The sequence below is a fragment of the Streptomyces sp. NPDC051064 genome (assembly GCF_044455985.1).
Taxonomy (GTDB): domain Bacteria; phylum Actinomycetota; class Actinomycetes; order Streptomycetales; family Streptomycetaceae; genus Streptomyces.
The window spans coordinates 119903-138114 of sequence record NZ_JBITFK010000007.1; the positions used below are offsets into that span (position 1 = coordinate 119903).

Sequence of the window (18212 nt, forward strand, 5' to 3'; positions counted from 1 at the left end):
GGCTCGGCTCCGGCACCGCCTTGCTCGGCCTCAGTCTCGCAGAGCTGTGAAACGCCCCTGGTGGTAGACCAGAGGCCTGCCGCCCCGCGACGGATCCCCGGCCACGACCTCGGCGATCACGATGCGGTGGTCCCCCGCCGGGATCCGGGCCACCACCCGGCAGACCAGCCAGGCGACCACGCCCCCGAGCAGCGGCACCCCCTCGGGGCCCCTGCTCCAGTCGGTGGACGGACCGAACCGGTCGGCGCCGCTGCGGGCGAACGTCGCGGCGAGCTCCTGCTGGTCCTCGCCGAGTATGTGCACGCCCACGTGCTCCGCCTCCGCGACCACGGGCCAGCTGGAGGACGAGGTGCCCACACCGAAGGAGACCAGCGGGGGCTCGGCGGCGACGGAGTTGAGCGAGGTGGCGGTGAAGCCGACCGGCCCCGCGCCCGCGGCGGTGATCACCGCGACCCCGGCGGCATGCCGGCGGAAGACGGAGCGGAGGAGTTCGGGGGAAGCCGTCCGGGTGGTGCCGAGACCGGGCGAGGCCGTCATGGGGAGTCCTTCTGCGAGGGGGCGGTACGGGGCCGTGGGGTCTTCAGGCACCCGGACAGCGCGCACTCGCGTGGCGCACGAGGTCGACATGGACCCGGCCGAAAAGAAGGAGTTCTGGCAGCATAACGTCAGAGTGACGATGCGTGGTGTACACAGTCAAGTGCGTCCCGTCATGTGGGAGATGCGTCACGGTCCGTCACATCGCCTGCCCCAGCGCGGCGACGACATCCGCCGCCCGCGGCTGCCCCGCCGCCCGGCGGACGATGCGGCCCGCCGCGTCGAGCACCAGGACCGTGGGGGTCCGCCTGATGCCGAGGCTGCGCACGAGCGCGAGATGCGCCTCGGCGTCGATCTCGACATGGGCGACGCCGTCGACCATCCCGGCCACCTCCGCGAGGGTGCGCCTGGTGGCGCGGCACGGCTGGCAGAACGCGGTCGAGAACTGCACGAGAGTCGCCCGATCCCCCAGTTCCGCGCCGAGTTGGGCCGCGTCCAGCATGCCCGCGTCCGTCCGCCCGTCCATCCCGGCCTCCCTCTCAGAACTCTGCGCAAAGGGTCAGCGGCCTGCGACCTCATTACATTCCCGGATGATTCACGTGACGAGAATCTCTCGCGCCGGGCCCTTTGGGGCTGGCCACGGCGTCGCACATGGGGCACGATCGCCCCAATGCCGAAAACCTACGGCTGCGTAACTTCCGCCGGGAGAACCCTCCCCAGGCATTGAAGAAGGGTCTTCATCCAGATGGCAGAGCTCGTCTATCGGCCGGTCATCGGCGCCGCTCGCACACTGTTCAAGGCGCTCGACCTGAAGATCGACACCCAGGGTTCGGAGCACATCCCGAAGACCGGTGGCGCGGTTCTGGTCAGCAACCACATCAGCTATCTGGACTTCATCTTCACCGGGCTCGGCGCCCTGCCCCAGAAGCGGCTCGTCCGCTTTATGGCGAAGGAGTCGGTGTTCCGCCACAAGGTGTCGGGACCGCTGATGCGCGGCATGAAGCACATCCCCGTCGACCGCAACCAGGGCGAGGACGCCTACGCGCACGCGCTCGCGTCGCTGCGCGCGGGCGAGATCGTCGGAGTGTTCCCCGAGGCGACGATCTCCCAGTCGTTCACGCTGAAGAGCTTCAAGTCGGGCGCCGCGCGCCTCGCCCAGGAGGCGGGCGTGCCGCTGGTCCCGATGGCGCTGTGGGGTACCCAGCGGCTGTGGACCAAGGGGCGCCCGCGCAATTTCCGGCGCAGCCACACCCCGATCACGATCCGCGTGGGCGAGGCCCTGGAGGCCCCCACCGACCAGTACGCGGGTGCGATCACCCGCCGGCTGCGTGAACGCGTCCAGGAGCTCCTCGAGGCGGCACAGCGCGCCTATCCGGTGCGCCCCAAGGACGCGGCCGACACCTGGTGGGTGCCGGCGCACCTCGGCGGTACGGCGCCGACGCCCGCAGAGGCGCGCGAGCTCGGCTGATCCTCCGCTCGCCGGAGGAAACGTCACGCCGGGTCGTGGAGGGTGATCCGTGCTCCGGGCTGATCTTCTCGAGCGACTCGGCGAGCTCGGCGGCCGCGGCCCCGAGCTCCGGCGCCGTCGCGGGAGCGAGGCCCTCCAGAAGGAAGACGGCCGAAGGCCGTGTACATCTCGCGCCAGGCGGCCACATGCGGATCCTCGTGCGGGGCCCGGCCGCCGAGCCGCTCGATGAGCCTTCGGGTCGCGTCGTCGAGCAGCGCCGAACTCTCATCGTCGCTGGGGCCGTTGACAAGGCCGTGCGCCTCGACGGCGATGTGGGTGAAGCCGGGGGCGAGGCTGCGGACCTCGTCGGAGACCGTGATCGTCAGGGTCATCTTCCGCATTGCTCCGGTACGGGTTTCGGGGACATGGTGGGACTCAGAGCGCGGTCGGAAGGTTCCGGCTCAGCTCCGCGCAGTCGCGTGAGCTCCGCAGGGCGTGGAGAGTCACGGCGTGCGGTACTGCATAGACTACTGGATAGTCCATTTCATTGAACTCCGGCCGCGGCACCCAGGCCAGCCGCTCCTCGTCGGCCGAGAACCGGGCGTCGATTCCGCCCAGGTTCCCGCGCGGATCCTGCCGCACCCACCGCTCCCACCCGGGGAGCCGCACCGCGACCAAGCCGTGGACGACGGGGTCCGTGCCGTCACTCCCGACGAGCCGCTGGTAGCAGAGGCCGGCATGGATGCCCGCGGCCCGCAGCAGCGCGGTCAGGGCATGCGACTTGGCGTAGCAGATACCGGTGCGGGCGGCGAGGACGTCGGACGCACGCCAGGTGACCCGCGGATCTCCCGTGTCCATCGAGTGCGGGATGGCGTCGCGCACGAAGGCGAAAGCCGCGGAAGCGTATGTGTATGCGTCGAGCGTCTCGGCACCGAGACGCTCGGACGTCTCCCGCACGAGCGGATGACGGTGGTCGATGACCTCATCCTCGGCCAGATAGGCGGAGATGTCCGAGTCATGCTGAATCAGCTTCATGCCCGGGGAGCGTAGCGATGCGGCCGACCGGGTGCAATACATTTCCGATCGACCGCATAAATATGTAGCTGCTACTGCCTGGCCATCTCCTCCTTGAGCGCCAGGACGAAGGCGTCGACGTCGTCCTCATGGGTGTCGAAGGCACACATCCAGCGGACGTCTCCGGCCTTCTCGTCCCAGAAGTAGAACCTGAACCGCTTCTGCAGCCGTTCGGTCACCTCGTGCGGCAGCCTCGCGAAGACGGCGTTGGCCTGCACCGGGTAGAGGATCTCCACCCCGTCCACCGTCCGGACCCCGTCGGCGAGCCGCTGGGCCATGGCGTTGGCGTGGCGCGCGTTGCGCAGCCAGAGATCCCGCGCGAGCAGCGCCTCGAACTGGACCGAGACGAAGCGCATCTTGGAGGCGAGCTGCATCGACAGCTTGCGCAGATGCTTCATGGCCCGGACCGCGTCCGGGTTCAGGACGACGACGGCCTCACCGAAGAGCGCACCGTTCTTGGTGCCACCGAAGGACAGGACGTCCACGCCGACCGTGTTGGTGAACGTACGCATCGGCACGTCCAGCGACGCCGCGGCGTTGGCTATCCGGGCGCCGTCGAGGTGCACCTTCATGCCCCGCTCGTGGGCGTGCTCGCAGATGGCGCGGATCTCTCCGGGTGTGTAGACGGTGCCGAGCTCGGTGTTCTGGGTGATCGAGACGACCTGCGGCATCGCCCGGTGCTCGTCGTCCCAGCCGTGCGCCTCCCGGTCGATGAGCTCCGGCGTGAGCTTGCCGTCCGGGGTCGGGACGGTGAGCAGCTTCAGCCCGCCCACCCGCTCCGGCGCCCCGCCCTCGTCCACGTTGATGTGGGCGGACTCGGCGCAGATGACCGCGCCCCAGCGGTCGGTCAGCGCCTGGAGGGCGACGACGTTGGCTCCGGTGCCGTTGAAGACCGGGAAGGCCTCGGCAGTGGGGCCGAAGTGGCTGTGCATGATCCGCTGGAGGTGTCCGGTGTAGTCGTCCTCGCCGTAGGCGACCTGGTGGCCGCCGTTGGCGAGGGCGAGGGCCGCGAGGACCTCCGGGTGCGCGCCCGCGTAGTTGTCACTGGCGAAACCGCGCACCTGCGGGTCGTGATGACGTCGCGCGTCGGTCCTCAGGGTTGCGGGGTCAGCCACAGACGCTTTCCGTTCACTTCTCCGGCGGGCTTGTCCCAGACTCCGGCGATGGCCTCGGCCAGCTCCGTGACGTCCGTGAAGCCCGCGAACTTCGCATTCGGGCGCTCGGCGCGCATCGCGTCGTGCACCAGTGCCTTGACGACCAGGATCGCAGCAGCCGATGTCGGGCCCGCTTCGCCCCCCGCCTTGCGGAAGGCGTCCGCCATGGCGAGCGTCCAGGCCTCGGCCGCCGCCTTGGACGCGGCGTAGGCCGCGTTACCGGCGGTGGGGTTGCCGGCTCCGGCCGCGCTGACCAGCACGTAGCGGCCTCGGTCGCTGCGCTGGAGGGCCTCGTGGAAGGCGAGCGAGGTGGACTGGACCGTGCGGATCAGCAGCTTCTCCAAGTAGTCCCAGTCGGCCAGGCTGGTGTCCGCGAAGCCGGAGCCGCCGCGCCAGCCTCCGACGAGATGCACCAGTCCGTCGACGCGACCGAACTCCTTCTCCGTCTTGAGGGCCCATTCCCGCGCGGCCCCCGGATCGAGGAGGTCGACCGTGTCGCCGGTGACGGTCGCTCCCCCGTGGGCGTAACGCGCGGCGTCGACCGCTTCCACGAGCCGCTCGGGGTTCGCGTCGGAGGCGACCACGGTCGCCCCCGCCTCCGCGAGCCTGAGCAGGGTGGCGCGGCCCGCCGGCCCCGCCGCTCCGGCCACCGCGATCACGGCGCCCTCGAGCACACCGCTGTCGGTCCTGCCTGTTCCGTTCATCGCCACCGCCTCCTCAGAACCCGCGCTCACGCAGCCACCCGCCCGGCGTCCGCCGCGGTGATCCCCTTGGTGGAGGCGATCACATGCTTCAGCTTCTTCGAGAGCGCCTCATAGAACATGCTCAGGGGAAACTCGTCCGGAAGCACGTCGTCGACGAGCTTACGAGGCGGTTGTTTCAGGTCCAGGGCGTCGGGGCCCTTGGCCCAGCGGGATCCCGGGTGGGGCGCGAGATAGGTCGCGACCAGGTCGTACGCCGCGAACCAGTGCACGAGCTTGGGGCGGTCGATGCCGTCGCGGTAGAGCTTCTCGATCTCACCGCAGAGCTGGTTCGTGACCTCGGGGGCGCGAGCCCAGTCGATCTTGAGCGTGTTGTCGGTCCAGCGGACCACGTCGTGCTTGTGGAGGTAGGCGAAGAGCAGCTGACCGCCCAGGCCGTCGTAGTTGCGCACACGCTCGCCGGTGACGGGGAAGCGGAACATCCGGTCGAAGAGCACGGCGAACTGGACGTCGCGGCCCTGGCCGAAGCCGTCGGCCTCCAGCTTCACGGCCTCCCGGAAGGCGGTGAGGTCGCAGCGCAGCTCCTCCAGCCCGTACATCCAGAACGGCTGGCGCTGCTTGATCATGAACGGGTCGAACGGAAGGTCGCCGTGGCTGTGGGTGCGGTCATGGACCATGTCCCAGAGCACGAACGCCTGCTCGCACCGCTTCTGGTCGCCGATCATCTCGCGGACGTCGTCGGGAAGCTCCACGCCCAGCAGGTCGACTGAGGCCTCGGTCACGCGGCGGAAGCGGGCGGCCTCACGGTCGCAGAAGATGCCGCCCCAGCTGAAGCGCTCCGGCGCCTCGCGTACGGCGATGGTCTCGGGGAAGAGCACGGCGGAGTTGGTGTCGTAGCCCGAGGTGAAGTCCTCGAAGGTGATCCCGCAGAACATCGGGTTGTCGTAGCGCATGGCCTCGAGGTCGGCGAGCCACTCGGGCCACACCATCCGCAGTACGACGGCTTCGAGATTGCGGTCCGGATTGCCGTTCTGCGTGTACATCGCGAACACGACCAGGTGCTGGAGGCCGTCCGCACGGCTCCTGGCGGGCTGGAAGGCGAGCAGGGAGTCGAGGAAGTCCGGGACGCCGAATCCGTCCGCGGCCCAGCGGCGCAGGTCGGTGACGAGCGCGCGGTGGTAGGCGTCGTCGTGCGGGAGCAGAGGGGAGAGCTGCTCGACTGCGGTGACCACGCGCTCGATGACGGCTCCGGCCGTTTCGGCGGAGGGGGCGCCCTCGGACCCGAAGTCGATGGAGCCGTCCTTGGACTGCCAGGGGCGAAGCTCCTCCACGGCACTCTTGAGCGCCGGCCAGGCAGGGTGCTCCACGACCCGCTGGGCAGAAGCTATCGCGCCGGCGGCGGCGTGCTCAAGAATTTCCGTCATAACACTTCCTTCACGGGAGAACCTCGCGTCAAGCAACCGTATCCATCCACGGTTCCATCAGACAAGTGGAGGGCAGAAAATTATCCTGCCGACTCACATTTTCACCGTTATTTTTCCTGCCACACATCCGCGCGACAACTTCTTCCGCCGGACTGGCAGGGCAGGGGCCGTCCTGCACGGGAGAACTGGTTCCCTGTGGGTAGGAGCCGCACGCGAGGCGTACACGACGGACGGAAGCGGGAGTGCCTTGACTTTTCTCACCATCGGTCATCGCGGTGTCATGGGTGTCGAGCCGGAGAACACGCTGCGTTCGTTCGCGCACGCGGAGCAGGCCGGCATGGACGCCGTCGAACTGGATCTCCACCTGAGCAAGGACGGCGCGCTCGCCGTGATGCACGACGCGGCCGTGGACCGCACGACGGATGGGCGCGGGCTGATCGCCGAGAAGACGCTGGCGGAGCTCCGCGAGCTCGACGCCGGGCAGGGCGAGCGGGTGCCGGTCTTCGAGGAGGTGCTCGACGCGATCGGCTCGCCCGTCCAGGCCGAGATCAAGGACGTGGCGGCGGCGAGGGCACTGGCGGAGGTGATGCTGCGACGCGATCTGGCCGCCCGCGTCGAGGTCTCCTCGTTCCACGACGAGGCGGTCGCCGAGATCGCGCAGCTCGTCCCGGGCGTACGCACGGTGCTCATCGCCAGCCACTGGGAGGGCGATGTGGTGGACCGGGCGAAGGCGGTGGGCGCGGCGACGCTCGCCCTGAACATCCGCCGCCTCACCCTCGAGGTGGTCGAGCACGCCCACGCGGAAGGGCTGAAGGTGATCGGCTGGGTGGTCAACACCCCCGACCACCTGCGTCTTGTCCGCGCGCTGGGCCTGGACGGCGCGACGACCGACTATCCGGAGATCCGGCGCGCGGGCCGTTTCACCGCCTGAGGCGCGCCCGCGCGCATCCCGCTTCCCGCTTCCCGCGCCCTACAGCTCCTTGACCAGGAGCTCGAAGGCGAGATCGTCGCGCTGCGGGATGCCGAAACGCTCGTCGCCGTACGGGAAGGGCGTGAGTTCTCCCGTGCGGCGGTAGCCCCGGCGCTCGTACCAGGCGATCAGGTCCTCTCGGACCGAGATCACCGTCATGTGCATCTCGCTCACGCCCCAGTCCTCCCGGGCCGTGCGCTCCGCCTCGGCGATGATGACCTTGCCGAGGCCCGCGCCCTGCAGCTCCGGCCTCACCGCGAACATGCCGAAGTACGCGGCCTGCCCACGGTGTTCGAGCTGGCAGCAGGCGACCGGTCCGCCGTCCCGCTCGGCCATGAGGACCCGGCCCCCGGGGACCGCGAGCACCTCGCGCACCCCGTCGGCGTCCGTGCGCTGCCCCTGGAGGATGTCCGCCTCGGTGGTCCATCCGGCCCGGCTCGCGTCGCCCCGGTAGGCGGACTCGACGAGCCGCACCAGGACCGGCACGTCGTCGCCGGTCGCGTCGCGGAAGGTGAGTTCTGCCCGTGCCGTGGCCGGTGCGCTGTCCATGTGGTTCTTCTCCGGTCCTGTGCTGCCGACGGTGTCAGCCCGAGACTAACCCGCCCCCCACCGCGCCCCCGCAGGTTCTGGCGCGCTCCCCCAGTACCCCAATGCGCCCCGGTAGGAGCGGCCGGTACGGGGCATCGATGGGACGACACCGGCGTGATTCGCCGTAGGGGGAGGTGCACCGTGCACGGACCGGCGCTGTCCGGCTGGCTGCTCATGGTGGTGTGCGGGGCCACGGGGGCGTACTGCCTGCTGCGGACCCGCGACGGCACGGAGCGGGAACGCAGATCGGCGCGCGCCGAGGCGCTGATGGGGTTCGGGATGGCCGCGATGGCCGTGCCGGCGGCCCTGCTCACGCTCCCGGAGTGGATGTGGGTCGTGTACGCGGTGGTGTTCGGCGCAGCCGCGCTGCACGCGGTCGTGTACGCCAGGGGCGGCGGCGGTCACCATCTGCACCATCTGGTCGGCTCGCTGGCCATGGTCTACATGGCCGTGGCCATGGCCCCGGGAGCCGCCCATGCCGCGGGAGGCGGCCACGCGGGTCACGGAGCGGGTACGGCCGGGGGCATTCCCCTGCTGACCGGAGCGCTGCTGGTCTACTACGCGCTCTACGTCCTGCACGCGGCGGGGCGGCTGATACCTGCTCCCACGCCCGTCGGCGCGCCGGCCCGCGGGAGCGGTGGCGGCCCCACCGCCATGACGGCGTCCCCAGCCTGGGGCGCGCGGCCGGAACTGGCCCTGGCGTGCAGGCTGACCATGGGGACGGCCATGTTCGCCATGCTGCTCACGCTGTGAGGCGGCGGGCCCTGCGCCGTGTCGTACGTCACTTGGCGCGCGTGGCCATACCCGTGGGTACCACGGCACTCATAGGCTGACGCCATGTTGGTCTCCCTCGCGCTGCTGCTGCTCGGTGCAATGGCTGCCGTCGTGGCCCCGGGCCTGATGGCGAGGACCCGATGGCCGGAGCGCGAGCCGGTCGTGGCCCTGTGGGTCTGGCAGTGCGTGGTCGCGGGTGTCCTGTTGTCGTTCGGGCTCTCCATGACCCTCAGTGCGGCTGCTGCCTGGCAGGCGGTCCGCGGCCATGTCTTCGCCCCCGCGCCGCACGCCGTGGTCGAGGCGTACGCCCTGGGCGCGTACGGGCCGTGGTCGGCGGTCATCGCGGTCCTGCTGGCACTCGGCGGAGTGTGGACCGCCGCCATGCTCGTACGGGAGATCCATCGCGCCCGGGCCCGCCGCCGGCAGCGGCGCGGCGAACTGCTGGTGCGTTCCCCGCTGATGCCGGGCGAGGAGCCCGGCAGCGGGCGCCTCGTGGTGCTGGAGGGCGAACGGCCCGACGCCTGGTGGCTGCCGGGGGCGGCTCCTCAACTGGTCATCACCACGGCGGCACTCGGCCGGCTGAAGGGGCGTCAGCTCGATGCCGTGCTGGCGCACGAGCAGGGTCACGCCCAGGCCCGTCACGACTGGCTCCTGCACTGCTCGGACGCGCTCGCGACGGGATTCCCGCAGGTGCCGGTGTTCGCGGCGTTCCGCGACGAGATGCACCGCCTCGTCGAACTGGCCGCCGACGACGTGGCGTCACGGCGCTTCGGGCGCCTCACGATCGCACTCGCCCTGGTCGAACTCAACGAGGACCGCGGCGTGTTCGGCCCGGCACCGGCCTCCGGCGCCCATGTGCCGCTCAGGGTGAACCGTTTGCTCGCCCCCGTGGACCGGCTGACCGCGGGGCGCCGGCTGCGGCTGACCGCCGCCGCCGCGCTGGTACCCGTCGTACCGTTGCTGGTGGCCTTCGTACCGGGACTCAGGGCTCTGGGATAGCCCCACGAGCGGATCATGCACGAGGATCACCCCCATGCACTCCCCTCCTCCTCTCTCCCCGCCCGCCCGGCGCCCCTTCCTGATCACGGGAGCCGTCTGCGCCTCGCTGTCCCTCGTTCTGCTCGTGCTGGTCGCGGCGCGCTGGTCGCCCTTGATGTCCATGGACACCTCGGTGGCCGGGGCGCTGCACCGCCGGGCGGTGACCGAACCGGGGCTGGTCCAGGTCAGCCGGGTGCTGACGGACTGGGTGTGGGACCCCTGGACCATGCGCCTGCTGACCGCCGTCGTCGTGGTCGCCCTGTGGTGGCACGGCTTCCGGCTGGTCGCGGGGTGGGTCGCCGCGACCAGTCTGCTCACCTCGCTCGTGCAGCAGGGGCTGAAGGCCGCCGTCGGCCGGGAACGCCCCCGGTGGATCGACCCGGTGGACTCGGCGCAGTACGCGGCCTTCCCCTCGGGTCACGCCATGACGGCGGCGGTCACCTGCGGGCTGCTCGTGTGGCTGCTGCGTCTGTACGGCGCGCGGCCGCCCCTGTGGTGGGGGTCACTCGTGCTCGCCGTGATCTCGGTGACCGGCGTGGCCCTCACCCGTGTCTACCTGGGCGTTCACTGGCTGAGCGACGTAGTGGGCGGAATTCTCATGGGCGTCGCCCTGGCCTCGCTGTCAGCGGCCGGCTACACCGAATACACCAGGCGCAGCCGGCGGCCGGCCGGTGGCGGCGGCGGCACGCCCTTGTAGATCCTCACCGGAGGCGGCGAAGATCGGCTCATGCCAATCAAGGGTGTACTTTTCGATTTCTCCGGGACCCTCTTCCGGATCGAGTCCGTCTCCGCGTGGCTGCGCGCGGTCCTCGACGCACGGGGCACGGCCGTGGAGCAGGCGGACTTCGAGCACTGGACGCGCCGGCTGACCGAGGCCGGAGCGCTGCCCGGCGGCCCGGCCCCCGCACGGATCCCGCCGGCACTGGCCGCGGCGTGGGCCGACCGCGACCGCACCGCGCCGGCGCACAGGGAGGCGTACACCGGGCTGGCCCGGCAGGTGGCCCTTCCGGACCCGGGCCTGTACGACGCGCTGTACGACCGCCATAAGACCCCTGCCGCCTGGCAGCCGTACCCCGATGCGGCGGAGGTGCTGCGCGGGCTGCGACGCGACGGCACCGCGGTCGGGATCGTCAGCAACATCGGCTGGGACCTGCGCCCCGTCTTCCGCGCGCACGGCCTGGACGAATTCGTCGACGCGTACGTCCTGTCCTACGAACACGGCGTCCAGAAGCCCGATCCGCACCTGTTCCGCACGGCGTGCGCGCAGCTGGAGCTGGATCCCGCGGATGTGGTCATGGTGGGTGACGACCGCCACGCGGACGCCGGCGCGGCCGCCGTCGGCTGTGAGGTGCGTTTCGTGGACCATCTGCCCGTGGAGGAGCGGCCGGACGGGCTCCGGGCGCTCGGGCTTCCGGAACTCGCCGTGGAGGCACCCGGCACGCACCGTCCGTGAAGGATTCCGGGAGACGGTGTGAGGGATATCCCTGTCCCGGAGGGGGTCCTACGGCCCGCAGGGGGTTTAGCTTGGTGGACATGTCCCCGTATCCGAACCCGTCCGCCACCGTGCGCCCCGCCTCCGTCGTCAACGAAGAGATCCGCACCCTGTGGCAGCGCTCGGGCGGGCTGCTGTCCCCGGACGACGAGACGGAGTACCAGCGCCTGCTGGTGGAGTGGGCCGCGGCCGCGGGTACGAGCGTGCGGCCGGCCGCCTGAGCGACCGGTGTGGCGCGCCGCCCCGTGTCTGATTCCGGCGATCCCCCGCATCGCCGGAATCAGGGATACAGCATGTCCCCGTGCCGCCCACCGGTCAATGAGATAAACGTGCCCCGCCGGGCGGAGACCGCCCGGCGGGGCACTCGCTTTCACCTGCGGGGGGAACCGGTGGTTCAGCGGTCGAAGTAGTCCGGCTGCGTCTGCACGTTGAGCTCCTTCAGCCGCACCTTCTTCGCCGGATCGGTCCGCCGGTCGTCGAGCTTCAGGACGTCGAAGCCCTTGGCGATGTCGTTGGAGTAGATGTAGCCGTTGTAGTAGTAGGCCGACCACGGGCCGGCCGTGGTGACCGCGTCCGTGGAGACCGGACCGCGCTCGAAGTACGCGATCTCCTTCGGCTTCGTGGAGTCGGTGAAGTCCCACACGGAGACGCCGCCCTGGTACCAGGCCTGGACCATCAGGTCCTTGCCCTTGACCGGGATGATCGAGCCGTTGTGCGCGACGCACACCTCGGTGTCCGCCTGCGGGCGGTCGATCTTGAAGTAGCTGCGGAAGACCAGCTTGCGGTGGTCCCCCGTGCCCGTGATGTCGTAGACGCCGTCGGCACCGCGGTTGGGGCCGATCTCGTCGTTGCAGGTGGCCGCACCGCCGCCGCCGAGCTCATCGGTGAACACGACCTTGTCGGCATCCTGGTTGAAGGTCGCCGAGTGCCAGAACGCGAAGTTCACGTTGTCCTGGACCCGGTCGATGATCTTCGGGTTCTCCGGGTCCTTGATGGAGAACAGCAGGCCGTCACCCATGCACGCCCCGGCCGCCAGGTCCTTGGACGGCAGCACGGTGATGTCGTGGCACCCGGTGGTCTTGGAGACGCCGGGGTTGGCCGGCGCGCCGGGGTTGCCGCCGTCCGGGAAGAGCACCGGGAAGTTCACGATCCGGGAGTCCTCGGGGGCGCTGCGCGGCACCTTGATGACGGAGATTCCGTCGTGCGGCGGCTGGCAGTCCGGGAACGTCTCGTTCGGCGAGTACGAGGAGACGTACACGTACACGTTCCCGCGCTCGGGGACGATCGTGTGGGTGTGCGAACCGCACGCGGTCTCGACGGCGGCGACGTACTTCGGGTGGCGCTTGTCGCTGATGTCGAAGACCTTCATGCCCTCCCAGGAGGACTTCTCCGTGGCGGGCTGGGTGGTGCTGGCACAGGAGTTGTCGCTGCGGGAGGAGTCGGTCGACAGGAAGAGGAGATTCCCGGAGACCGAGATGTCGTTCTGCGAACCGGGGCACAGGACCTGTGCGACGGTCCTCGGCTTCTTCGGGTTGCGGATGTCGAAGATCCGGAAGCCGTCGTAGTTTCCGGCATAGGCGTAGCTGCCCTGGAAGGCCAGGTCCGTGTTGGTCCCCTGGAGCGCGTCCTTGGGGACATTCGTGAGGTGCTCGATGTTGGCGCTGTGGACGATCTCGTCCACGCCGGGTATCTCACCGCTCTCGATCGCGGCCCTTGCTTCGGCCTGCTCGCTCGCGGAAACACCGCTGCGGGTGGTGGCGGTGTCGCCGGGGTCCGGTGTCGCGGCTGCGGGGCCGGCCGTGAACAGCGTGGCGATGAGCCCGACCGCGGCTGCCGCCACGCCCAGACGTCTGCGCCGCACGCTGGTGGTGTGCAACGAGGTCACTGCGTCCTCCCTTGTGTCCGTTCGTCGACGAACGGTTCCTGGACCCCGGCAGTATCGTCCTTCACATGTACACACCAACAGATGGCAACAGAGACGTAATAAAAGTTTTTGATCAGAGGCCGGTGGTAGGTGTTAGGACGGTCTGCAACAGACGCATGTGGCAATGGAGGTCGCCGTGTTGATGCCCCGTCGAACCACACGAGTGCGCGCAGCAGCCCTGACGACTGCGCTCGTGGCCGCCGTTCTCGCTGTCGGCGGCTGCGACGACGGCAGCGGCGGCGAAGCGGCCGACGCCGGGGCGGACAAGGGCGTTTCGGTCGTGGCTCCCGGGAAGCCCGGTGAACCGGCCAGAACACTCTCGGCGGACGAAGCGGCGAAGGCCGCCGGGGACGACACGCCGAACTCCGCCGACTTCCGCTACGCCCGCATGATGATCGAGCATCACGAACAGGCGCTCGTGCTCACCGCCCTCGTTCCCGGACGGGCGTCGTCCGCATCTGTCGAACGGCTCGCGAAACGCATATCGGCAGCCCAGAAGCCGGAGATCGGCGCCATGGAGGGCTGGCTGAAAAACAACGGCGGGGACGACCGTGAGGAGACGCACGACCACTCCACGATGCCCGGCATGGCGACCGACAAGCAGATCGAGAAGCTGCGTGCCTCGCAGGGCAAGGCCTTCGACAGGCTGTTCCTGGAGCTGATGATCACCCACCACCAGGGCGCGGTCACGATGGCGACCGAGGCTCTCGCGGACGGCAACAACGTGCTGGTGGAGGAGATGGCCAACGACGTCGTCGCGCAGCAGACCGTGGAGATCGACCGGATGCGCGGACTGATGACCTGAAGGGCCCCACCGGGACCCCCAGGCCCGCGAGCCTCTCCCCGCTTCCCGGCGGCGGTGCCATGCTGGAGGGAACCTGCCGGAGGAGGTACGTCGTGCTCCGTGTCGCCGTCGTGGGTTCGGGTCCCAGCGGGGTCTACACCGCCCAGGCCCTGCTGGAGCAGTCCCAGGTGCCGGACGTGCGCGTGCACGTGCTGGACCGGCTGCCCACGCCGTACGGACTCGTCCGCTACGGCGTGGCACCCGACCACGAGAAGATCAAGTCACTGCAGAGCAGTCTCCGGGCGGTCCTGGAGGACGACCGGATCACCTTCGTCGGCCATGTCGGGGTGGGTGGCGCGGGCGGACTGTCACCCGCCCGGCTCAAGGAGCTGTACCACGCGGTGGTCTACTGCGTCGGCGCCGCGGCCGACCGGCCGCTCGCCGTTCCCGGGGAGGGCCTGCCGGGGAGCTGCTCCGCCACCGAGTTCGTCTCCTGGTACAGCGCCCACCCGGACGCGGCCGCCGACGGCTTCGCGCTCCGGGCCCGTTCGGCCGTGGTGGTCGGCGTCGGGAACGTGGCGGTCGACGTGGCCCGGATCCTCGCCCGCGGCGCGGCCGAACTGCGGGGCACGGACGTCCCGCGGGCCGCTCTCGACGCGCTGGGGGCGAGCAGGCTGCGTGAGGTCCACATCGTCGGCAGGCGCGGCCCCTCGCAGGCCAGGTTCACCACGAAGGAGCTCCGCGAACTGGGCGCGCTCCCCGGGGCTCGGATCGCCGTCGACGGTGCGGAGCTGGCGCTGGATCCGGCGTACGCCGTCGCGGCGGGGCATCCGGGGGCGCCGCTGCCTGCCGTGGTCCGGCGCAATCTGGACGTGCTACGCGGGTGGGCGACGGATCCGCCGCCCACCGCGGTGGGCCGGGAGCGCCGCATCCGGCTGCGGTTCTTCCTGCGTCCGGTCGAGCTGCTGGAGCGGGACGGGCGGGTCGCCGGAGTGCGGTTCGCGCGGACGGCCCCGGACGGTGCCGGAGGCGTACGGGACACCGGGGTGTACGAGGACATCGAAGCGCAGCTCGTGCTGCGGGCCGTGGGGTACCGGGGGACGCCCCTGCCCGGTCTGCCCTTCGACCCGGCGCGCGGCACCGTGCCGCATCTCGCGGGCCGGGTGGTCAGGGACGGGGCGGCGTCGCCCGGGGAGTACGTCGCCGGGTGGATCAAGCGTGGCCCCACCGGGGTGATCGGTTCGAACAGATCGTGCGCGAAGGAGACGGTCGCCTCGCTTGTCGAGGACGCGCCGCTGCTCGTCGGCCGGGAGGTGTCCGCCGACCCCCTGGGCGCTCTCCGGGACCAGGGGCTGCGTCCGGTGGAATGGGACGGCTGGCTGTCCATCGAGCGTGCGGAGTCGGCGCTCGGCCGCTCTCTCGGCCGCGGTCCGGTGAAGATCCCCGACTGGTCCGGGCTGCTCGACGCGGCCCGGGGCGAGTCCCGGTAGCGCGTCAGCGCAGGCCGAGACGCTCGGCCTGCAGCTCCACCCCGCCGAGAACACTGTCCAGCAGGCCGGGGAAGAGCGCCTCCAGATCCTCGGTCCGTACGCAGCTCAGCTTGGCCGTGCCACGGTAGAACTGGGAGATGACGCCGTTCTCGCGGAGCACCCTGAAGTGGTGCGTGGTGGTGGACTTGGAGACCGGGAGATCGAAGCGGGAACAGGCCTGCTCGTCGGTCGCGCCTGCCAGTTGGTGCACGATCCGGAGCCTGATCGGATCGGAGAGCGCGTGGAGCACGCCCTCGACGCGGATCTCCTCGCGCGAGGGGTGGGCGAGCACGCGAGCGGCGTTCGACGTCACGGTGCCTCCACTTCGTCCTGGGGGGATCCATTGTACGAGAGTCGTCGTAGTTTTATCCACGGGCCGCCGCCACGAGCCGGACGCGAGGGCTGCCGTCCGGTCTCCGGCCGAACTCCTCCACCGGCAGCAGCCGCACGGTGAAGCCGGCCCCTTCGAGGTCGTCCACCACTCCGGCGAGCGGGAACGTGCGGTAGTACATGACGAAGGGCGGACGCCACAGCGCGTTGCGCGCCCGCATGGCCAGGTCGAAACCGAGCAGGGACCAGTAGGCCCGGGAGCCCACCGCGGGCGGCGCGCCCACCGGGAAGACGAACAGGCCGCCGGGCCGCAGCGCCGCGTACACCTGGTCGAACAGTGCGGGGCGTTCCTCCGGCAGGAAATGGCCGAACGCCCCGAAGCTCAGGGCCAGGTCGAAGGCGCCCGTGAACGGCAGGGCCAGGGCGTCGGCCCGGACCCAGTCCACTGCGGGACCGCCGGCCTCGGCGGTGCAGATGCCCCGGGCTACGTCGAGCATGCCCGCGCTGAAGTCGACGCCGGTGACCCGCTCCCGGCACAGCCCGCGCAGCACGCCGACACCCGCTCCGGTGCCGCAGCAGACATCCAGACCGCGGTCGAAGGGACCGAGGGGCCGCACCGCGTCGGTGACGGCTTCGAGCACCCGGTCCGGGGTCCGGTAGGGCGTCAGGTCGAACTTCGGCGCGAGCAGGTCGTATCCACGCATCGTCGAGGAGAGCGCCTGCACGGCCAGTTCGCGCAGTGTGGGGCCCTGGGGAGTGAACATCGCCGCTCAGCGTACCCACAGACGCGGTGTCACACCGCCCGGGCGTACTGGTCGGGCGTCCGGATGTCACCACCGAGTTCGCGGGCGGCCTTGCGGGCGAAGTAGGGATCACGCAGCAGCTCGCGGCCGAGCAGGACGGCGTCGGCGCTACCGTCGGCGAGGATCTTCTCCGCCTGCACGGGGTCGGTGATCAGCCCCACTGCGGCCACGGGAAGGCCGGTCTCGTTGCGCACCCGCTCGGCGAACGGCACCTGGTAGCCGGGCTCCACGGGGATGCTCGCCTTCGGCGCCAGACCGCCGGTCGAGACGTCCAGCAGGTCGACGCCGTGAGCGAGCAGCTCGCGCGCGAAGCGGACGGTGTCGTCGGCGGTCCAGCCCTCGCGCGGGTCGTCCGCGTTCTCGGTGAGCCAGTCGGTCGCGGAGATGCGGAAGAAGAGCGGGAGCTCCTCGGGCCACACGGCGCGCACGGCGTCCACGACCTCCAGTGCGAAGCGTGTGCGGTTCTCGAAGGAGCCACCGTAGGCGTCGGTGCGGTGATTGCTCTCCGGGGACAGGAACTGTCCGATCAGATAGCCGTGCGCTCCGTGGATCTCGGCGACCTTGAAGCCCGCGTCGAGCGCCCGGCGGGCGGCGTCGGCGAACTGCCGCACGACCTGCTGGATGTCGTCGACGCCCAGCTCGGCGGGCACCGTGTGGCCATCGTCGTACGCGAGGGGGCTCGGGGCGACCGTCTGCCAGCCCTCGGGGTCACCGGCACCGATGGAGGCCCCGCCGCGCCAGGGACGGTCTGTCGACGCCTTCCGTCCGGCATGCGCGAGCTGGATCCCCGGGACGGTTCCCTGAGACGCGAGGAAGTCGGTGATCCGGCGGAACGCCTCCACCTGACGGTCGTTCCAGATGCCGAGGTCGGCGGGGCTGATCCGGCCTTCCGGGCTGACGGCGGTCGCCTCGACCAGGACGAGCCCGGTGCCGCCGACTGCACGGGAGGCGTAGTGGGCGACGTGCCATTCGTTGGCCGTACCCGCGTCGGGGCCGGATGCCTCCGCGCTGTACTGGCACATCGGGGCCATCCAGATCCGGTTGGGAACGGTCAGCGACCGCAGGGCGTAGGGCTCGAACAGCGCACTCACAGGGGACTCCGATTCCTCGGGACGCGACGGGCGGCGCGACGGCCCGGGGCGTCCCGGGCCGTCGCTTCATACGAGATTCACCGTACTACGAGATTCACCGTACTACGGCGGATGTCGAAATACGAAGTGGCCCGTACGACGCCTTCCTCACCCCTCCGGCCGCAGCCGCCGCCGGAGGCGGATGTCGGCGTCGGCCTCGTACATCTGGCTCCAGCTGCGTCCGCCTCCCGACGTCCAGATCACCTGGACGTTCGCGCCGTCCGTCCGGACGGACTCCACCGTCATCAGCCGGTCCCCGTCCCGTACGTCCCCGCGCAGCAGCTCGCGCGCCCTGACGGTGACGGGCTCCGCCGACCGCGCGTTCTCCGCCTCGGCGGCCGCGGCGACGAGTGCCGCGGCCAGCTCCCTGGCCGCGGCCGTGGAGCAGGACCAGGAGGCGCCCTCGATCCGGATCCCGACCTGGAGGGGCCCCTCCGCGGGCCCAGGGGCCACCTCCAGCGCCGCGCCGCGCCCCTCGGTGTCCCGGATCTCGATGCTCATCCCTGCCGCCTCCTC

At 70.6% G+C, this 18212-nt stretch carries 21 protein-coding genes and 1 pseudogene; 9 read left to right on the top strand and 13 right to left on the bottom strand.

The window, feature by feature from the left end; all coding sequences use genetic code 11:
• Positions 1–30 precede the first annotated feature (30 nt).
• Together ACIBCU_RS25000 and ACIBCU_RS25005 are read right to left on the bottom strand one after the other, a co-directional pair.
• Complete coding sequence (locus ACIBCU_RS25000; RefSeq protein ID WP_362929852.1) at positions 31–537, bottom strand: flavin reductase family protein; 507 nt, start codon at positions 535–537, stop codon at positions 31–33.
• A gap of 196 nt (positions 538–733) precedes the next feature.
• Entirely contained in the window at positions 734–1060 is a 327-nt protein-coding gene (locus tag ACIBCU_RS25005; RefSeq protein WP_399234111.1) for a TlpA family protein disulfide reductase, read from the bottom strand.
• A 219-nt stretch (positions 1061–1279) separates the two neighbouring features.
• On the opposite strand from ACIBCU_RS25005, the gene ACIBCU_RS25010 reads away from it, so the two are divergent.
• Positions 1280–2002: a lysophospholipid acyltransferase family protein gene (locus ACIBCU_RS25010; RefSeq protein WP_362929856.1), complete on the top strand. Its 723-nt coding sequence runs from the start codon at positions 1280–1282 to the stop codon at positions 2000–2002.
• A 104-nt stretch (positions 2003–2106) separates the two neighbouring features.
• Here ACIBCU_RS25010 and ACIBCU_RS25015 read toward each other — a convergent pair.
• The 5 genes and pseudogenes from ACIBCU_RS25015 to ACIBCU_RS25035 form a co-directional block, all read right to left on the bottom strand.
• A pseudogene (locus ACIBCU_RS25015) lies at positions 2107–2373 on the bottom strand (cytoplasmic protein); the annotation flags it as partial.
• 43 nt (positions 2374–2416) lie between these two features.
• Entirely contained in the window at positions 2417–3016 is a 600-nt protein-coding gene (locus tag ACIBCU_RS25020) for a transglutaminase family protein (RefSeq protein WP_399234113.1), read from the bottom strand.
• Positions 3017–3087: 71 nt separating this feature from the next.
• Complete coding sequence (locus ACIBCU_RS25025; RefSeq protein WP_399234561.1) at positions 3088–4152, bottom strand: threonine aldolase family protein; 1065 nt, start codon at positions 4150–4152, stop codon at positions 3088–3090.
• Complete coding sequence (locus tag ACIBCU_RS25030; RefSeq protein WP_362929860.1) at positions 4149–4913, bottom strand: SDR family NAD(P)-dependent oxidoreductase; 765 nt, start codon at positions 4911–4913, stop codon at positions 4149–4151. The genes ACIBCU_RS25025 and ACIBCU_RS25030 overlap by 4 nt, the downstream gene beginning before the upstream one ends.
• Positions 4914–4939: 26 nt before the next feature.
• Complete coding sequence (locus tag ACIBCU_RS25035; protein ID WP_399234116.1) at positions 4940–6334, bottom strand: DUF6421 family protein; 1395 nt, start codon at positions 6332–6334, stop codon at positions 4940–4942.
• A gap of 280 nt (positions 6335–6614) precedes the next feature.
• On the opposite strand from ACIBCU_RS25035, the gene ACIBCU_RS25040 reads away from it, so the two are divergent.
• Complete coding sequence (locus tag ACIBCU_RS25040; RefSeq protein WP_393766767.1) at positions 6615–7265, top strand: glycerophosphodiester phosphodiesterase; 651 nt, start codon at positions 6615–6617, stop codon at positions 7263–7265.
• 39 nt (positions 7266–7304) lie between these two features.
• On the opposite strand, the gene ACIBCU_RS25045 is transcribed toward ACIBCU_RS25040, so the two are convergent.
• A complete protein-coding gene (locus ACIBCU_RS25045) occupies positions 7305–7853 on the bottom strand; it encodes a GNAT family N-acetyltransferase (RefSeq protein WP_362929864.1) in 549 nt (182 codons plus the stop codon).
• 180 nt (positions 7854–8033) lie between these two features.
• Between ACIBCU_RS25045 and ACIBCU_RS25050 the strand changes: the two genes are divergently transcribed.
• From ACIBCU_RS25050 to ACIBCU_RS25070, 5 genes are all read left to right on the top strand, one after another.
• A complete protein-coding gene (locus ACIBCU_RS25050) occupies positions 8034–8645 on the top strand; it encodes a DUF5134 domain-containing protein (protein WP_399234118.1) in 612 nt (203 codons plus the stop codon).
• 84 nt (positions 8646–8729) lie between these two features.
• Positions 8730–9665: a M56 family metallopeptidase gene (locus tag ACIBCU_RS25055; RefSeq protein ID WP_362929867.1), complete on the top strand. Its 936-nt coding sequence runs from the start codon at positions 8730–8732 to the stop codon at positions 9663–9665.
• A 34-nt stretch (positions 9666–9699) separates the two neighbouring features.
• Positions 9700–10401, top strand: coding sequence for a phosphatase PAP2 family protein (locus ACIBCU_RS25060; RefSeq protein WP_362929868.1), 702 nt, complete (start codon positions 9700–9702; stop codon positions 10399–10401).
• Between the two features lie 30 nt (positions 10402–10431).
• On the top strand, positions 10432–11157 hold the full coding sequence (locus ACIBCU_RS25065; protein ID WP_399234121.1) for an HAD family hydrolase: 726 nt from the start codon (positions 10432–10434) through the stop codon (positions 11155–11157).
• A gap of 80 nt (positions 11158–11237) precedes the next feature.
• Positions 11238–11417, top strand: a complete 180-nt coding sequence (locus ACIBCU_RS25070) for a hypothetical protein (RefSeq protein ID WP_104792033.1) — start codon at positions 11238–11240, stop codon at positions 11415–11417.
• Positions 11418–11590: 173 nt separating this feature from the next.
• Here ACIBCU_RS25070 and ACIBCU_RS25075 read toward each other — a convergent pair whose 3' ends face one another.
• Complete coding sequence (locus tag ACIBCU_RS25075) at positions 11591–13081, bottom strand: hypothetical protein (protein WP_362929870.1); 1491 nt, start codon at positions 13079–13081, stop codon at positions 11591–11593.
• Between the two features lie 181 nt (positions 13082–13262).
• On the opposite strand from ACIBCU_RS25075, the gene ACIBCU_RS25080 reads away from it, so the two are divergent.
• Together ACIBCU_RS25080 and ACIBCU_RS25085 are read left to right on the top strand one after the other, a co-directional pair.
• Positions 13263–13925, top strand: coding sequence for a DUF305 domain-containing protein (locus tag ACIBCU_RS25080; RefSeq protein ID WP_362929871.1), 663 nt, complete (start codon positions 13263–13265; stop codon positions 13923–13925).
• 92 nt (positions 13926–14017) lie between these two features.
• Positions 14018–15394, top strand: a complete 1377-nt coding sequence (locus ACIBCU_RS25085; RefSeq protein WP_362929873.1) for an FAD-dependent oxidoreductase — start codon at positions 14018–14020, stop codon at positions 15392–15394.
• 4 nt (positions 15395–15398) lie between these two features.
• On the opposite strand, the gene ACIBCU_RS25090 is transcribed toward ACIBCU_RS25085, so the two are convergent.
• From ACIBCU_RS25090 to ACIBCU_RS25105, 4 genes are all read right to left on the bottom strand, one after another.
• Positions 15399–15746 carry a helix-turn-helix transcriptional regulator gene (locus ACIBCU_RS25090; protein ID WP_362929875.1) on the bottom strand — a complete coding sequence of 116 codons (348 nt, stop codon included), beginning with the start codon at positions 15744–15746 and terminating at the stop codon, positions 15399–15401.
• A gap of 52 nt (positions 15747–15798) precedes the next feature.
• Entirely contained in the window at positions 15799–16527 is a 729-nt protein-coding gene (locus ACIBCU_RS25095) for a class I SAM-dependent methyltransferase (protein WP_399234124.1), read from the bottom strand.
• Between the two features lie 29 nt (positions 16528–16556).
• Positions 16557–17657 (bottom strand): NADH:flavin oxidoreductase/NADH oxidase, encoded by a 1101-nt coding sequence (locus ACIBCU_RS25100; protein WP_362929879.1) that lies wholly within the window; start codon positions 17655–17657, stop codon positions 16557–16559.
• A 147-nt stretch (positions 17658–17804) separates the two neighbouring features.
• A complete protein-coding gene (locus ACIBCU_RS25105; RefSeq protein ID WP_362929881.1) occupies positions 17805–18197 on the bottom strand; it encodes a hypothetical protein in 393 nt (130 codons plus the stop codon).
• Positions 18198–18212: the final 15 nt, after the last annotated feature.

What these genes read in the sequence shown, in the direction of transcription:
- ACIBCU_RS25000 (WP_362929852.1), bottom strand. Translation starts at nt 537, where the DNA reads ATGACGGCCTCGCCCGGTCTCGGCACCACCCGGACGGCTTCCCCCGAA.
- ACIBCU_RS25005 (WP_399234111.1), bottom strand. Translation starts at nt 1,060, where the DNA reads ATGGACGGGCGGACGGACGCGGGCATGCTGGACGCGGCCCAACTCGGC.
- ACIBCU_RS25010 (WP_362929856.1), top strand. Translation starts at nt 1,280, where the DNA reads ATGGCAGAGCTCGTCTATCGGCCGGTCATCGGCGCCGCTCGCACACTG.
- ACIBCU_RS25020 (WP_399234113.1), bottom strand. Translation starts at nt 3,016, where the DNA reads ATGAAGCTGATTCAGCATGACTCGGACATCTCCGCCTATCTGGCCGAG.
- ACIBCU_RS25030 (WP_362929860.1), bottom strand. Translation starts at nt 4,913, where the DNA reads ATGAACGGAACAGGCAGGACCGACAGCGGTGTGCTCGAGGGCGCCGTG.
- ACIBCU_RS25035 (WP_399234116.1), bottom strand. Translation starts at nt 6,334, where the DNA reads ATGACGGAAATTCTTGAGCACGCCGCCGCCGGCGCGATAGCTTCTGCC.
- ACIBCU_RS25040 (WP_393766767.1), top strand. Translation starts at nt 6,615, where the DNA reads ATGGGTGTCGAGCCGGAGAACACGCTGCGTTCGTTCGCGCACGCGGAG.
- ACIBCU_RS25045 (WP_362929864.1), bottom strand. Translation starts at nt 7,853, where the DNA reads ATGGACAGCGCACCGGCCACGGCACGGGCAGAACTCACCTTCCGCGAC.
- ACIBCU_RS25055 (WP_362929867.1), top strand. Translation starts at nt 8,730, where the DNA reads ATGTTGGTCTCCCTCGCGCTGCTGCTGCTCGGTGCAATGGCTGCCGTC.
- ACIBCU_RS25060 (WP_362929868.1), top strand. Translation starts at nt 9,700, where the DNA reads ATGCACTCCCCTCCTCCTCTCTCCCCGCCCGCCCGGCGCCCCTTCCTG.
- ACIBCU_RS25065 (WP_399234121.1), top strand. Translation starts at nt 10,432, where the DNA reads ATGCCAATCAAGGGTGTACTTTTCGATTTCTCCGGGACCCTCTTCCGG.
- ACIBCU_RS25070 (WP_104792033.1), top strand. Translation starts at nt 11,238, where the DNA reads ATGTCCCCGTATCCGAACCCGTCCGCCACCGTGCGCCCCGCCTCCGTC.
- ACIBCU_RS25080 (WP_362929871.1), top strand. Translation starts at nt 13,263, where the DNA reads ATGCCCCGTCGAACCACACGAGTGCGCGCAGCAGCCCTGACGACTGCG.
- ACIBCU_RS25095 (WP_399234124.1), bottom strand. Translation starts at nt 16,527, where the DNA reads ATGTTCACTCCCCAGGGCCCCACACTGCGCGAACTGGCCGTGCAGGCG.
- ACIBCU_RS25105 (WP_362929881.1), bottom strand. Translation starts at nt 18,197, where the DNA reads ATGAGCATCGAGATCCGGGACACCGAGGGGCGCGGCGCGGCGCTGGAG.